The organism is Mesorhizobium sp. P160927 (assembly GCF_057766385.1).
Map to the genome: position 1 here is coordinate 60,153 of NZ_JBYMDW010000001.1, position 15,304 is coordinate 75,456.

At 63.3% G+C, this 15,304-nt stretch carries 13 protein-coding genes; 5 read left to right on the forward strand and 8 right to left on the reverse strand.

All coding sequences use genetic code 11. The annotated features are described in order from the left end of the window. Window positions 1-2 precede the first annotated feature (2 nt). The 3 genes from AC3CB8_RS00305 to AC3CB8_RS00315 all read right to left on the reverse strand — a co-directional run bounded on the left by AC3CB8_RS00305 (window position 3) and on the right by AC3CB8_RS00315 (window position 3,339). Window positions 3-2,009 (reverse strand): PAS domain S-box protein, encoded by a 2,007-nt coding sequence (locus tag AC3CB8_RS00305; protein ID WP_245273884.1) that lies wholly within the window; start codon window positions 2,007-2,009, stop codon window positions 3-5. 138 nt (window positions 2,010-2,147) lie between these two features. Then, a complete protein-coding gene (locus AC3CB8_RS00310) occupies window positions 2,148-2,786 on the reverse strand; it encodes an NrsF family protein (RefSeq protein ID WP_023770769.1) in 639 nt (212 codons plus the stop codon). Between the two features lies 1 nt (window position 2,787). Next, the gene (locus AC3CB8_RS00315) at window positions 2,788-3,339 is read right to left on the reverse strand and encodes a sigma-70 family RNA polymerase sigma factor (RefSeq protein WP_015315559.1); all 552 of its coding nucleotides are present in this window, start codon (window positions 3,337-3,339) and stop codon (window positions 2,788-2,790) included. A 444-nt stretch (window positions 3,340-3,783) separates the two neighbouring features. On the opposite strand from AC3CB8_RS00315, the gene AC3CB8_RS00320 reads away from it, so the two are divergent. The 5 genes from AC3CB8_RS00320 to AC3CB8_RS00340 all read left to right on the forward strand — a co-directional run bounded on the left by AC3CB8_RS00320 (window position 3,784) and on the right by AC3CB8_RS00340 (window position 10,153). Continuing rightward, on the forward strand, window positions 3,784-4,833 hold the full coding sequence (locus tag AC3CB8_RS00320; RefSeq protein ID WP_023770770.1) for a hypothetical protein: 1,050 nt from the start codon (window positions 3,784-3,786) through the stop codon (window positions 4,831-4,833). 10 nt (window positions 4,834-4,843) lie between these two features. Continuing rightward, window positions 4,844-6,196: a hypothetical protein gene (locus AC3CB8_RS00325; protein ID WP_352548711.1), complete on the forward strand. Its 1,353-nt coding sequence runs from the start codon at window positions 4,844-4,846 to the stop codon at window positions 6,194-6,196. Window positions 6,197-6,314: 118 nt separating this feature from the next. Further along, window positions 6,315-7,322: an iron ABC transporter substrate-binding protein gene (locus AC3CB8_RS00330; protein WP_352566098.1), complete on the forward strand. Its 1,008-nt coding sequence runs from the start codon at window positions 6,315-6,317 to the stop codon at window positions 7,320-7,322. Window positions 7,323-7,493: 171 nt separating this feature from the next. Next, complete coding sequence (locus tag AC3CB8_RS00335) at window positions 7,494-9,074, forward strand: ABC transporter permease (protein WP_352566100.1); 1,581 nt, start codon at window positions 7,494-7,496, stop codon at window positions 9,072-9,074. Continuing rightward, complete coding sequence (locus AC3CB8_RS00340; RefSeq protein WP_488377254.1) at window positions 9,071-10,153, forward strand: ABC transporter ATP-binding protein; 1,083 nt, start codon at window positions 9,071-9,073, stop codon at window positions 10,151-10,153. Before AC3CB8_RS00335 ends, AC3CB8_RS00340 begins: the two co-directional genes overlap by 4 nt. A gap of 37 nt (window positions 10,154-10,190) precedes the next feature. On the opposite strand, the gene AC3CB8_RS00345 is transcribed toward AC3CB8_RS00340, so the two are convergent. From AC3CB8_RS00345 to AC3CB8_RS00365, 5 genes are all read right to left on the reverse strand, one after another. Then, entirely contained in the window at window positions 10,191-10,319 is a 129-nt protein-coding gene (locus tag AC3CB8_RS00345) for a hypothetical protein (protein ID WP_280800182.1), read from the reverse strand. 123 nt (window positions 10,320-10,442) lie between these two features. Then, window positions 10,443-11,543: a sn-glycerol-3-phosphate import ATP-binding protein UgpC gene (locus AC3CB8_RS00350; RefSeq protein WP_352566103.1), complete on the reverse strand. Its 1,101-nt coding sequence runs from the start codon at window positions 11,541-11,543 to the stop codon at window positions 10,443-10,445. Window positions 11,544-11,557: 14 nt separating this feature from the next. After that, on the reverse strand, window positions 11,558-12,472 hold the full coding sequence (locus tag AC3CB8_RS00355; protein ID WP_023770776.1) for an ABC transporter permease subunit: 915 nt from the start codon (window positions 12,470-12,472) through the stop codon (window positions 11,558-11,560). A 7-nt stretch (window positions 12,473-12,479) separates the two neighbouring features. Further along, window positions 12,480-13,364, reverse strand: coding sequence for a carbohydrate ABC transporter permease (locus AC3CB8_RS00360; protein ID WP_023770777.1), 885 nt, complete (start codon window positions 13,362-13,364; stop codon window positions 12,480-12,482). Window positions 13,365-13,517: 153 nt separating this feature from the next. Then, complete coding sequence (locus AC3CB8_RS00365) at window positions 13,518-14,870, reverse strand: extracellular solute-binding protein (RefSeq protein WP_352566105.1); 1,353 nt, start codon at window positions 14,868-14,870, stop codon at window positions 13,518-13,520. Window positions 14,871-15,304: the final 434 nt, after the last annotated feature.

Here is a 15,304-nt window from a genome sequence, read left to right on the forward strand (position 1 = left end):
ACTCACGAGGCCGCGGCGAGTGGCGTGGGCGGTTCTGACCTGTCGTCGTCGCTGACCTTGCCGTCCGGCGCCACCGAAACGCATCCGCGGCCGGCGGCCTTGGCCGCATAGCAAGCGGTGTCGGCCCTTGCGATGATCTCGTCGACTTCGCCGCAATTGGCGCGGATCGCGGTCAACCCGATGCTGGCGCCGATCCCGTGCGGCCGGCCATCCCATGTGAAGTTCAGGCCGGTTATCGCATCGATGATGGAACGCGCCGCGATCCTCGCGCCGGTTGTGGAAGCCGATTTCAGGATCACGGCGAATTCGTCGCCACCCAGGCGCGCGACGATGTCTTCAGGACCAAGCACGCCGCGCACGGCGTCAGCGACACGCTTCAACAGGGCGTCTCCGGCAGCGTGACCTCCCGTGTCGTTGACCAGCTTGAAATGGTCGAGGTCGATGAACATGAACTGATGGCGGCCCCCAGCCGCGGTGCCGTCCTTGCGCGCCTGATCGACCATCCCCTCCATGGCACGGATGAAACTCGAGCGGTTGGCAAGGCCGGTCAGCGCATCATGCGCGGCGGCATGGGCAAGCTGTCGCTGCAGGGCACGCGCATCGGTGAAGTCCTGGAAGACGATCACCAGACCGCAGAATTCGGTGCGTTCGTTGAGGATCGGCGACACGACCTGACGGATGCTGCAGCGTGTGTCGTCGCGGCGGATGAGGACCGCGCGGCTGTTCTGGTCGGAGCGCGTCTCTTCGCCTGTGACCGGCCGCGTCATGCCGATCCTGTGGCCCGTCTCCTCGTCAACCGCCCAGTAGACATGGCTCAGCGTCTTGCCCAGCGCGTCGTCACTGGAAACGCCGGTCAATTTTTCGGCCACCGGGTTCATGAAGGTGACACGGTTCGCGGCGTCGGTGCAGATGACGGCATCGCCGATGGATTGCAGCGTCACCCTCAGCCGCTCCTTCTCGTCGGCCAGCATCGCCGCCGAGACGATGAGCCGTTCTTCGGCCTGCTTTCGCCGGGTGATGTCCATCAAGCTGCCGATCGCTCTGACCAGTTGTCCGTCCGCATCGCGCTCGATGGCCTTGCCACGGTCGAGGATCCAGATCCAGTGGCCGTCCTTGTGGCGCATGCGGAACTCGGCTTCGAAAAACTCCGTCTCGCCGGCGAGATGGGCGCGATCGGCCTCCGCGACCGTGGCGCGATCGTCCGGATGGATCATCGTCAGCCAGCGATCGGGGTCGCCATCGAGCTCGCCATCCCCGTAGCCCAGCATCTTGACCCAGGCGGAAGAATAGGTGGTGCCCCCCTTGCGCATGTCGAAATCCCAGACACCTTGACCGGCGCCGGCCAGCGCGAAGTTCCAGCGCGTTTCCGCCTCTGTGATGCGCGCCTCGGCCTGTTTGCGCGCGTCGATGTCCTCGATCTGCGAGACGAGATAGAGCGGCCGGCCGCTTTTCTCGTCGCGAATGACCGAGCCGGCAAGATGAGCCCAGACGGGTGTGCCGTCCTTCTTGAGATAACGCTTCTCGAAGTGGAAGGCATCGACGGTACCCGCCTTCAGGCCGGCCATCGTTTCGCTTCCGATCTGCACATCGTCGGGATGCGTGAGCTGGAAGAAGGTCAGCGCCTCGATCTCCTCGCGGCTGTAGCCAAGCATGGCGGCAAAGGCCGGATTGGTCTGGAGAATACGCCCGTCGAGACCGACGATAGCGATGCCGATCGCCGAGTCCTCCATGGCCCGGCGGAACCGCTGCTCGCTGTCCGTGATCTGTCGTCGATCCTCCGAGATTCGACCGATGAACAGATAGGCCGCGAAAAGCGCGCAGACCGTCACCGCGACCGATATTTGGAGGCAAAGTCTGAGTGCTTGCGCGCCAAGGTCCAGCCCGGACAGCACAAGCGCGGCGGCCACTACGGCCAGACCGGCCACAAGCAGCGCCAGAGCTGCATGCTTGTGCGGTCCCGGCCCGATGATACCTCGCAATGTCACGATCCGTGCCACCCCCGTGGGCAATCGCTTTTTCCCGTTAAAACCCTGAAGGATCGATTTTAAGGAAAGGTTGCGCCTGGGGCGTTGGCGACATGGAAACCCGGCAAACAATTGCCGGCATGATTAAGGATCGGTATTCACGGTGCAGGCGTGGGTATCGTGCTACCAGCGCACGAAAAACCGCCCGCCGAGCGCGCCAAGCAAAGCGAGAGCCGCGATGGCGATCGTGTACCAGGTGGCAACGAAAAGCGGCGAATCGTCGAAGCAGTGAGCCGCGTAGAAAGTCGCCGCCAGGCCGCCGGCAAGCAGCCCCGCGACCGCGCCGGCAAGCACCGGCCGTGTCGGCGCGCCATAGCGCAGCATCCACAGGAAGATGGCCAGCGGGCCGATGCCGATCAGTGGGATGAAGCCCATGCAGATCATCATGTTCGAGCCGATCAAGCGCGTGCTCCACAGGGCCTGCGGCACCATGAAGAGCTCCAGCACCACGGCCACCGCGACCAGCAGCGGCGCGGCGATCATCGCCGCCATTGCCCGGCCTGTCGCCGCACCCGGCGTCGACAGGGCACGGATCAGGGCAAAGGCGCTGATGGCGAGCACGATGGTGAAAACGAATTTGGACAGGAAACGCATCGTGTGCGCGGCCACCATGAAGTCGGGGCGCGGCCCGATCGTCATCATGAAAACAGCGGCCGCGAGGACGGCGGCCGCAACAGCCGCCAGCCACCAGGCCGATCGCAGCGGCATCGCCTTGCTGCGGGCATCGGCGTCGAGCGCCTTGATGAGATCGTCGGTCTTCATGTCATTCCCGCCCGAACCGCCCCTGCCCGAATCGCCTGGCTATGGCGGTAAGTCCCCGGTGCAGCGACACCCGCACCGCAGTCTCGCTGATGCCGAACTTCGCCGCCGTCTCGCCGATCGAGCGGCCCTCCACGGATACGGCTGAAACCACGGAACGCTGTGCCGGCGGCAGCCCGTCGAGCGCCCGGTTGATGTCGCGCTCGCTGACGGTTTCCGTTTCGGGCTCCGCGAACGTCTCGGCGATGTCGTCGACATCGATCTCTATGCGCCGTCCGCGCCGCCGGAACGCATCGATCAGCTTGAAACGGGCAATCGCATAGACCCAGGGCAGCACCGGCGCGTCCTGGCGCCAGGTGTGCCGTTTCACATGAATGGCCAGCAAGGTTTCCTGCACGACATCCTCGGGATCGACCCCGCCCTGCACGATCTTGCGCCTGACGAAACCGCGAACCAGCGCGGCAATCCGGTGCAGAAAGTCGGCATAGGCCTTTTCATCCCCCGCGATCGCGGCCCGCATCAGCCGGGAAAGCTCGGCCTCGTCCTTGCCGCTCACAAGAGTTCACTCCCCGATCTTCGCGCCTCGGCACTGATTTGTTACGTGGCCGGTGAAATAATGTCCAAGCCAAACTACGGGCAAATCACGAAACTTTGCGGGATGGCCCGCTAATTTCCCTGACGGGTTCCCTGGTTTCCAGCCCCATGCGTGAGGAGCGGCGTGGGACCAACCTTGGATTGACGTAAGGTAAACCCTTCTGTAGCGTCAAAGGATCGGAGGGCGGCCGAAATGGATTTCATTGAACGCATTTTTGGATTTTCTCCCGACAATGGCTCGGGAACTGTCGAGAGCAGCCTTGTCATTGCTGCCATAGTCCTTGTCGCCGCCGTCTACTTCTACAGAAGACAGGGATCACTGAAGAAATAGCCTCTGGACAACCGGCGGAGACAGGTCCGCCAGGAAAACATTACCGTTGCGTCCTCTCAGCGTGGGGAACACGACATGGCAGGATCTCTGGTCAACCACATCAGAACCGCGGCCTTGCTGTTGTTTGCCGCCGAATTCTGGAAGCGTCTGGCCGCCGGGCTGAAGGTGCTGTTTGCCACGATATGCAGGCTGCTGTGCCGGCTGGCCAAGGGCCAGCGGCTGCCCAGCCCGGCGCAGAACGATTGCTGCATCCAGCTACCACCCGACATCTACAAGCGCGCCGATCCTCTTCTCTATGCCCAGTACTATCTGATGGGGCAGGGCCTCGCGGTCACCTGGGACAATCCCGATATCGACATTTTCGACGGCACCTTGCCGGTCACCGGCGCGCTTCAGCCAGCACATACATATCGCGTTCGCGTGCGTGTCTGGAACGGCTCCTATGACGCCCCAGCGGTGGGCGTCGGGGTGGCACTGTCCTACCTGTCATTCGGCGCCCAGACCATTTCCCGTCCGATCGCCAACGTCGCCATCAATCTCGGAGCCAAGGGCACGATCGATTGCCCTGCCTATGCCGAGTTCAGTTGGACCACGCCCGCCACCGGCGGCCACTACTGCCTGCAGGCACAGCTTTCCTGGGGCGATGACGCCAACCCCAGCAACAACCTTGGCCAGAAGAACGTCAACATTGCCGAGATGCGCTCACCGGCGAAGTTCGTCTTCAGCGTGCGCAACGAAGCCTCGGTCGTCCGGCGTTTCCAGATCGAGGCGGACTGCTACGCTCTACCGAAGCTGCGGCCATGTGTCCCGCCACGCGGCCAAGGTCGAGACGAGCGGACGGACACCCCACAGCCGCGGCTCGCCGAGAGCAAGGCGCGCTGGGCCAAGGCCCTCGAGGAACAGGCGTATGGCCGGTTTCCCGTGCCGGACGACTGGTTGGTCAGGATCGTCCCAAGAACGCTTTTACTGCAGCCGCGCCAGCTGACCGAGATCGCCGTCGAGATCGAACCGAAGGACTCCGCCTTCCGCGGCTCAAAGACCTTCAACGTCCACGTCTTCACGGTCGGCGAGAGCGGATCGCGCACCATGACCGGCGGCGTGACGCTCACCGCCACGAAAGGCTGAGGCTGCTCCGATGGCCTACAAGCACTATACGAGCTGCTTTCTCTATCCGGCCGGTGGCAAGCCCTACAACGAGGACGATCGGCTGGCTTTCCTCGCCGGCCAGGCGCTGCAGATCATCGTGATCACCGGGCTGGCGGCTGCCTTCGGCCTGCTGCTGGGGCCGGTCGGTGCGGCACTTGCCGCGGTCATCGCATTTCTGGCGTCCGCCACTGCCACGATCGACAAGGCGGCGGGGGAATGGCTCAACCATCGCCTGGTCTGCCTCGACAAGGACAATCCGAAATGCGCCGTCGGCATCGTGTCTTACAATCCGTTCCGCAGCGATCTCGGCGCCTTCGACAACGACCAGTATTTCGACGTCATACTGATGCCGCATCCGACGACCGAAATCCTCAATGCGGAAACAAATGAGGCGGCCTTGGCGGCGGCCAATCGCTACAATGCCGACGGCACCGTCGTGGCGGAATTCGCCGCCAGCGTCGCGGCCCATCCGGCCAACGATATTCTCAATGACGGCTTTCAGGGTCATGAGCTGCTGTTGCCGCGCGATGACCTGAAGACGGATCTGGGCTACGCACCCGCCGACGATCATGCCCGCTGGGGCCTGCACTGCGAGGCCGAGGGCGACTTCTGGATCAAGATGCGCCAATGGGCACCGGCCATCGTCATCCTGCTGACGGCGGCCCTGGTCGTCACGGCGGCCGCGGCGGCGGCCGGCGCCAGTATCGGCGCGGCTGTCGGCTGCGCCATAGGATCGTTCTTCCTGGGTGCGCTGGGCTGTGCCATCGGCTCGTTCCTGGGAGGATTGCTCGGAGCGGCCATTGGCGGCGCCATCGGCGGAGCGGCGTCCTATTTCGGCGGGGTCAAGCCGGTCCTTCAGGGGTTGTTCAACTGGAGCCCCGGCAATGTCGAGGACGCCAATGTCGGCGACAAGGCGCTCGGCCCCATCAGAATGGGCGACCATGTCGCCGTTCTCGGCGAACATGTCTATGACGGCTATCACAAGGGCTGGCACGAGTTTCATCCGCTGATGGCGGTGGTCAAATTCGATGCGGCCGACGGTGCCGACGCGAAACATTATCTACAGTGGGATCCGAACTTTGCCGACACGGGCACCGTTCCGCCCAAACCGCCGGGCGAGACCACCGACCTCACTGCGCAGGATATGCGTGACGGGCTTGGCAGCGCGGCGTTCCGGTCGCGCTGCGACAGCCTGCGCAGAACCTGGTGCGCCATGCTGAACGAAGCGTTCGATCCCGAGACCAAACGAACACAGCAGGGGCTGGACCAGCGCTGGACCATTCATCCGATGGTCGATGGCTGCATCCCGCAGGAGCAGCCACCAGCCCCGCATATCGGGTGATGCCATCGGCCTCCGACACGCGAAACCGTGATGATGCCAATCGTCTTTCAATCTTGACTAGTTCATTCATGAATTGTACTCGGACGCACCCCAGTGCGGGCAACCCGAGGAGTACTCTATGAAATCCCCCCTTCTTGCCCTTGCCAGCGTGGCCGCGCTCGCAATCAGCCTCGCCGCTGGTCCGGCGACGGCCGAAGATGCCGGCATCGTCGTCTATAACGCCCAGCATGAAAGCCTGGCGAAGGAATGGGCGGAAGGATTCACCAAGGAAACGGGGATAAAGGTCACCTTGCGCAACGGCGGTGACAGCGACTTCTCCAACCAGATCGTCGCCGAGGGCGCCGCCTCGCCCGCCGACGTGTTCCTGACGGAAAATTCGCCGGCCATGGTGCTGGTCGAGAATGCCGGCCTTTTCGCGCCGGTCGCCACCGATACGCTGGCTCAAGTCCCGCAAGACTATCAGGCCACCAGCGGCAAATGGGTGGGCGTGGCCGCGCGCAGCACCGTGTTTGTCTACAACACCACCAAGCTCAAGGCAGACCAGCTGCCCAAGTCGATGCTCGATCTCGCCGACCCGAGCTGGAAGGGCCGCTGGGCGGCTTCGCCTTCCGGCGCCGATTTCCAGGCCATTGTTAGCGCTTTGCTGCAGCTCAAGGGCGAGCCCGCCACGGCCGGCTGGCTGAAGGCGATGAAGGAGAACTTCACCGCCTACAAGGGCAACAGCACCGTGATGAAGGCGGTCAATGCCGGTGAGATCGAAGCCGGCGTGATCTACCACTACTACTACTTTGGCGATCAGGCCAAGACCGGCGAAAATTCCAAGAATGTCGCGCTGCACTATTTCAAGAACCAGGATCCGGGCGCTTTCGTCTCGGTTTCCGGCGGCGGCGTGCTGGCCTCGAGCAAGCATCCCAAGGAAGCCCAGGCCTTCCTGAAATGGGTGACCGGCAGGGGTGGCCAGGACGTGCTGAAGAACGGAAGCTCCTTCGAATACGCGGTCGGCAAGGGCGCGCAGTCCAATCCGAAGCTGGTGCCACTGGCCGACCTGCAGGCGCCGAAGGTCGATGCCACGACGCTGAACTCCAAGAAGGTCACCGATCTGATGACGGCAGCCGGCTTGCTTTAGTTGCCGTTCTTCCTAATAAGGACGTCAGATCGTGCTCCCGCGGGAATTCACCTTTCGCGGGAGCGTTTTGTTTCGAGATGCATTCGTCCATGACGACACGCTTCGTTCCTGACCGCTACCGTGGTCCCATGATTGCCGCTGCCGCGTCGCAACGGTATGGCGCCTGAACGGATGCAGCCCGCGGTCGATCTCGCGCGTCTCGGCCTGCCGCCCAAGATGCCTGGACGGGCGCAGCGGCGGGCGGCGCCCTGGCTTGTCGCCGCCGCCATATTTGTCTCCCTGCTGGCGCTGCTGCCGCTCGCTTTCATCTTCTGGATCGCGGTGCAGACCGGCTGGGAGACGGTCTCGGCACTGGTCTTTCGGCCGCGTGTCGGCGAACTGCTGGTCAACACCGGCCTGCTGGTGCTGCTGGCGGTGCCGATCGCCATCACCTTGTCGGTGACGCTGGCCTGGCTGACGGAACGCAGCAACCTGCCCGGTGCCCGGCTCTGGTCCTGGCTCTGCGTGGCGCCGCTCGCCATCCCCGCTTTCGTGCACTCCTATGCCTGGATCTCCCTGGTGCCCGGGCTGCACGGCCTGTGGGCTGGCGTGCTGGTTTCCGTCATCGCCTATTTCCCTTTCCTCTATTTGCCGGTGTCGGCGGCCCTGCGCCGTCTCGATCCCGCTCTCGAGGACGCGGCCGCGGCACTTGGCCATGGACCCTGGCGCGTGTTCTGGCGCGTCGTGCTGCCGCAGCTCAGGCTCGCAATATGCGGCGGCTCGCTGCTGGTCGGGCTGCATCTGCTGGCCGAATATGGCCTCTATGTCTTCATCCGCTTCGACACCTTCACGACCGCGATTGTCGATCAGTTCCAGTCGACCTTCAACGGCCCGGCCGCCAGCATGCTGGCCGGCGTGCTGGTGACCTGCTGCTTCGTGCTGCTCGGCCTCGAAGTGCTGGTCCGCGGCGAGGAGCGTTATGCCCGTGTCGGCTCGGGTGCCGCGCGATACCAGCAACGAATGAGCCTAGGCCGCGCCACTCTGCCCAGCTTACTGCTGCTCGCCGTCACCACATTGCTGGCGCTTGGCGTTCCGTTCGTGACCATCGGGCGCTGGCTCGCCGCCGGCGGCGCCGAGGTTTGGCGCTTCGACGAGATCGGCCTTGCACTCGGTCAGACGCTGTTCCTGTCGTTCGCCGGGGCGCTGCTTGCCACTGTGGCGGCCATGCCGATGGCCTGGATTTCTATCCGCGCGCCAGGTCCGTTGCAGCGCCTGCTCGAGGGATGCAATTATATCGTCGGTTCGCTGCCGGGCGTCGTCATCGCGCTTGCACTAGTCACCATCACCGTGCGCATCGCACTGCCGCTCTACCAGACCCTGTTCACCATCCTGGTCGCCTATGCACTGATGTTCCTGCCGCGCTCGCTGGTCAGCCTGCGTGCATCGATTGCGCAAGCGCCGGTCGAGCTCGAACGGGCTGCGTCCAGCCTCGGCCGTCGGCCGCTCAATGCGCTGTGGTCGACGACAATCCGCCTGTCGGCGCCCGGTGCGGCGGCCGGCATGGCGCTGGTGGCGCTCGGCATCATGAACGAACTGACCGCGACCCAGATGCTGGCGCCGAACGGCACCCGCACACTGGCCATGGCGTTCTGGTCCTACAGCAGCGAGATCGATTACGCCTCGGCGGCTCCTTACGCCTTCATCATGGTGGCGATGTCGCTGCCCCTGACCTGGCTGCTCTACGTGCAGTCGAAGCGGATGGCCGGACGATGAGCTTTCTCGAACTCGGCAATCTGCACAAGCACTACGGCGCGGTCGCCGCACTGGCCGGTGTCAACCTGAACGTCGCCAGCGGCAGTCGCACGGCGATCGTGGGACCTTCCGGCTGCGGCAAGACGACCTTGCTGCGGCTGATCGCCGGCTTCGAGGCGCCTGATCAGGGCAGCATCGTGCTCGACGGGCAGGTGCTGGCCAATGGCGGCGCCGCTGTCCCGGCGCATCGCCGCGGTATTGGCGTGGTGGCGCAGGACGGCGCCCTGTTCCCGCACCTGACCATCTCTGACAATATCGGCTTCGGCATGGCACGGGACGACGACAGGCGCGCCGAACGCATCGTCGAACTTGCCTATATCGTGGGACTCGACAAGGCCATCCTCAAACGCCGCCCGCACGAGCTCTCCGGCGGCCAGCAGCAGCGCGTGGCGCTGGCCCGCGCCATGGCTATGAAGCCGCGGCTGATGCTGCTCGACGAGCCGTTCTCGGCACTCGACACCGGCCTGCGCGCCTCGATGCGCAAGGCGGTGGCCGAACTTCTGGAGGCGGCCGGCATCACCACCATCCTGGTGACGCACGATCAGGCCGAGGCACTCTCCTTCGCCAGCCAGGTGGCGGTAATGCGCGATGGGAAATTTTCCCAGATCGGCACGCCGCGCGAGCTCTATCTCAAGCCGAAGGACAGGATGATCGCCGAGTTCCTCGGCGATGCCATCATCCTTCCGGCGAGCATTTCAGGCGGCTTCGCCAGTTCGCCGCTGGGTCGCATCGCCGTCGACGCGCCGGACAGCCGCGATGTCGCCCGCATCATGCTGCGGCCGGAGCAGATCGGCCTGAAACGCACCTCGCGCGAGGGCATGTCGGGCACGTCGGACATGCCGTTCGGCGAGGTGACGGAATTGGAATTCGCCGGCTCGACATGCACGATCGCCGTGCGGCTCCTGAACAATTCCGATCCGCCCGACGCTGCGGCCATCGGCGGCACGCCGCTGATCCTGCGCAAATCCGGCATGGACGCGCCGGCGGTCGGCGAGATCGTGCGGCTGACCGTATCGGGCAAGGCGCACGTCTTCGCTTGAGCCCGACGCGCCGGTCATGGTTACCCGGCGGCAGCCTCTACGGCACCGATAGCGTGGTCAGGGCAGCGCGCGGATCGGCATGGCTCTGTGGCGCACCGGTCTCTGTCAGGTCGCCGGTAAAAGACGCAAAGCGCAGCGTCGGCGTGATGTGCATTGATGTGCGCAATGCAATGATCCCGCCGCTGGTGCAGGTCGGCCCCAAAGCGGCGCTCACCTTGCCGACCGAGATGCACGTCGGTGACCTGGATGACTTTCATGTACGTCTCTATGGCTGTGCGCGTGCTGGAAATCAAAGCGCTGGCTCTGGCACCGAAGCCTTGAAGACATCGAGACGGGTGCCTGTCTCCGACGAGAAGAAGTGCATGTCGTCCGGCGAGATCTTCAGGCCGACAGTGCTGCCGGGCTCGGGGTGAACGGCCTCCGAGGTCATCACCGAGAACGGCGCGCCGTCGAGGTCGACATAGATCACCCGCCCCGCGCCCAATTCCTCCACCAGGTCGACCGTGGCATCGAGCGCGCCGGCCGTGCCTGGTGCCACCAGCCGGACCGCTTCCGGCCGGATGCCCATCGCCACTTTCGTGCCGACCGGCAGGCCAGCGCGAGCCATCGCCAGGCGCCGGCTGCCGCCGAGCAGCGACAATCCGTCGAGTTCGACGGTGCCTCCGAGGATGTTCATGGCCGGCGCGCCGACGAAGGTGGCGACGAAGCGGCTGGCTGGGCGGGTGTAGATTTCACCTGGCGTGCCGACCTGTTCGACCCGTCCCCCATTCATCACCACCAGTCGGTCGGCCAAGGTCATGGCCTCGACCTGGTCGTGGGTGACGAAGACGGAGGTGACATTCAGCCGGCGATGCAGCTTGCGGATCTCCGAGCGCATCTGCACGCGCAGCTTGGCGTCGAGATTGGACAGCGGCTCGTCGAACAGGAACACCTTCGGCTCGCGGATCATGGCGCGGCCCATGGCGACGCGTTGCCTCTGGCCACCCGAAAGCGCCATCGGCTTGCGGTCGAGCAGTTGCTCGAGTTCGAGCGTGCGGGCCACCGCCCGGATGCGCTGGTTGCGTTCGGCCGAGGGAACGCCGGCGACTTTCAGCGAATAGCCGATGTTCTGGGCCACGCTCATATGCGGATAAAGCGCGTAATTCTGGAACACCATGGCGCAGCCGCGCTCGCGCGGCTCGAGCTTGTTGACCACCATGCCGTCGATGGCGATCGTGCCGTCGGAAATCTCTTCCAGCCCCGCGATCATCCTGAGCAGCGTGGACTTGCCGCAGCCGGACGGCCCGAGGATGACGACGAATTCGCCCGAGGCGAAGTCGAGATCGACGCCGTGCACGACCTGCGTCTTGGCATAGTTCTTCTTGACGCCGCGTATTGCGATGGAGGCCATCTTTTGTCTCCTTGTTACTTCTCGGTGGCGATCAGGCCGCGCACGAACCAGCGCTGCATGAGCACCACCACGATCAGCGGCGGCAGCATGACGATAAGCGTTCCGGCCATGGCGATGTTCCATTCCGGAATGCCGCCGACATTGGGGATAAGTTGCTTGAGCTCGGTGACGGCGGTCGCGTGCGACTGGTCGGTGGTGATGAGCAGCGGCCACAGATACTGGTTCCACGCCCACAGGAACATGATGGTGCCGAGCGCGGCCATGTTGTTGCGCGACAACGGCAGCAAGATATCGATGAAGAAGCGCAGCGCGCCGGCACCGTCCATGCGCGCCGCCTCGGTCAGTTCGTCCGGCACGGTCAGGAAGAACTGCCGGTAGAGGAAGGTGCCGGTGGCAGTGGCGATCAGCGGCAGGATCAGCCCGGTATAGGAATTGAGCAGGCCTAGGCTGAGCGAAACCTGCACGCCCGAGATCTTCTCGATCAGCCAGCTCAGCCCGGTAATGTCGAGGATGGTCTGGTAGGGCGACAGCACATTGGCGACCACCGCATAGGTCGGCACGATGCGCACTTCCAGCGGCAGCATCAACGTGACGAAGATCAGCCAAAAGATGAAGGTGCGGCCGGGATAGCGGAAATAGACGATCGAGAAGGCGGTCAGCGCCGAGATGATTACTTTGCCGGCCGCGACGCCGGCAGCCATGATGAAACTGTTGAGCAGCTTGGGACCAAGGTCGGCCGTCGTCCACGCCGTCTTGATGTTAGTCCAGAAATCGCTGCCCGGCAGCAGCGACATCGGCACGTCGTTGACATCCTTGAGGTTGTGCGACGCGGCCACGGCCACAACCACGAACGGCGCGATGCAAAGCACAAAGCCGGCAAACAGAATCACATGGGTGAAGAAGTTGAGGAACGGGGTGCGCTCGACCATATCAGTCTCACCTGTAGTGGACGCGCCGCTCGATGAAGCGGAACTGGAAAATGGTCAGCACGATGATCAGCAACATCAGGATGATGCTCTGCGCGGCGGCACCGGAGTAATCGAGGCCTTTGAAGCCGTCGGAATAGATCTTGTAGACCATCAGATTGGTGGCATTCGCCGGCCCACCGGACGTCATGATATCGACGATGCCGAAGGAATCCTGGAAGCTTTCCGTGATGTTGATGACAAGCAGGAAGAAGATGGTCGGCGTGATCAGCGGAAACTGGATATCCCAGAAGCGCCTCATGACACCAGAGCCGTCCATCGCGGCGGCTTCGATCAGGGAACGCGGGATGGCCTGGAACGCGGCAAGGAAGAAAATGAAGTTATAGCCGACATATTTCCAGGAGAAGGCGACGATAATCGAAGCCATGGCGTCTGCGCCGTCGAGGCCGGGATCCCAGAAGCCGGGCCAGACCTGGTTGACGACGGCCATGAAGCCGGCTTCGGGGGCCAGGATGAAGCGGAACGCCATCGCCAGCGCGGGTGCGGCGATACCGTAGGGCCAGATCAGCACCACGCGATAGAGACGCGAGCCGGCTAGCTGGCGGTCGGTGAGCGCGGCGAGCACGAGCGCGACGAACATCGCAAGCCCGGTGCTGATGCCAGCAAAGACAAGACTGGCAGTGATCGAGTTCCAGTAATCGGCGTTGGCTAGGATCGAGCGGAAATTGTCGAGACCGACCCAGATGTTGCCGCCGCCCCAGGGCTGCTGCAGCGTCAGCGACCAGTATACGGCCTGGCCGGCAGGCCAGTAGAAGAAGGTGAAGATCAGGACAAGTTGCGGCACCGCGAAAAGAATGCCGACTGTCCAACTGCCGAAAGTGACGCGTTTTTCCATCGGTCCGCCGTTGCCGCAGGGTGGTCAGCTTAAAGCAAGCGAAAGATTAATAACGAAATAGCCGCCCGTCGACCCAAGCATGATCCCGAAAGTGGAGACGGTTTTCGGGATCATGCTCAAACGGGTCGGCCGGCGGCCCGGAATTTCCCTGGATCAGGGCAGGGTTTTTCCCGGATAGGTCTGCTGGAAGCGGTCGAGGATGGCGTCGCCGTTCTTGACCAGCGTGTCGAGGCCTTCCTGCACGCTGACCTTGTTGGCGAAGATCGCCTGCATCTGGGTGCCGAACTCGGCGCGGATCTGGGTGAAATTGCCCAGGCGGATGCCGCGGGTGATTTCGGTCGGCTCGGAGGCGGTCAGGCTGGCGATCGCGACTTCGCGCCCCTTGTAAGGCGCCTTGTCGTAAAAGCCCTGGCCCTTCATGTAGTCGAAGCCCGACTTGGTCACCGGGATGTAACCGGTGTTGGTCGACCAGAACAGGGCGGTCTTCGGATCGTGGATGAAGTTGAGGAACGCGGCCGCGCCCTTGTATTCAGCATCCGACTTGCCGGAGAGAACCCACAGCGATGCGCCGCCGACGAGCGAGTTCTTGCGCTCCGTGCCGGCATAGACGGGCAGTTCGGCAACGTCCCAGTTCATGCCTTCCTTCTGCGTACGGCCAACCGTACCGTGATCGCCGACCGAGGTCAGGATGACCTGGCAGGTACCGGTGGCAAAGGCCTGGACCATATCCTGGCCGAGATCCTTCGACTTGATCTTGATCAGGCCGGCGTCATACAATTTCTTGAGGTCGGTGACGTACTGCACGAATTTGGTCTTGTTGACTTCGAGACGGGCGTCGAGGCCGTCATAGCCATTGTTCTTCGTGGCGATCGGTTGGTTGTGCAGCGCCGAGAACTGCTCCATGAGCTGCCAGCTTTCATTGGCCGAGATGTTGATCGCCATCGGGCATTCATAGCCGGCGTCCTTCAACGCCTTGAGGTCGGCGCCGACGTCTTCCCAGGTCTTCGGCGCCTCGCTCTTGCCGATCTTGGCGAAGGCGTCCTTGTTCCAGTACATCAGCGGGGTCGACGAATTGAACGGGAAGGACAGCATCTCGCCTTTCGACGTGGCGTAATAGCGGGCGATGCCGGGGAAATAATCGGCGTAGTCGATCTTGTAGCCGTTTTCTTCCATGAGCTTGTCGGCGGGCTTGTAGGCACCCGACAGCATCATGGTGGCGGTGCCGACGTCATAGACCTGAACGACGGCGGGCTGCTTGCCGGCGCGGAAGGCGGCAATGGTGTTCTGCAAGGTGGCGTCGTAGTTGCCCTGGCTGGTGCAGACGACTTCATAGTCCTTCTGCGAGGCGTTGAAATTCTTGCACAGCGTGTCCACGACACGTGCGAGATCGCCCGAAAGGCCGAACCAGAAATCGAATTTTGCCGGTTCCGCGAAGGCAGGCATCGCCAGCGCGGTGCTCAGCACGCCTGCGGCAAGGGCAGCAAAGCCCCGCTCGATGATCGTCATGATTTCTTCCCTCTTGAATGACTGTTGACAAGGGTCTTGCGCAAGTCCTTGCCCGCTCTCTTAGAGAAGGTATGTGACAGTCTGTTGTGGCCCTTGCGGGCCTGAACACAGCTGGTCTTTTCTCCCCTTCGGCGGCGACAGCGGCATGAAAACGTCACACCGGCGCCCTAGGTAGCTAGGGCGCCTGCCAAAGACGTAAAGACCGTCATTGTTATCCGGCAAAGGGATGATGAAATGCTGGTGAAGCGTTCGTGCAATGGCATCGACATGACGAAGCCGCTCGACGTTCCAGGCCACCACCTTCAATGCCTCGCCGACGCCGCCTGAAATAGCCGTTGCCTTCAATCGATGCGGCTGACCTGGTCTGTGCTCTTGCGGTCAGCTTGCGCCGCAAAGGCACGCTGTGGTTGCAGGCGGCTTTATCGATCCTTCAA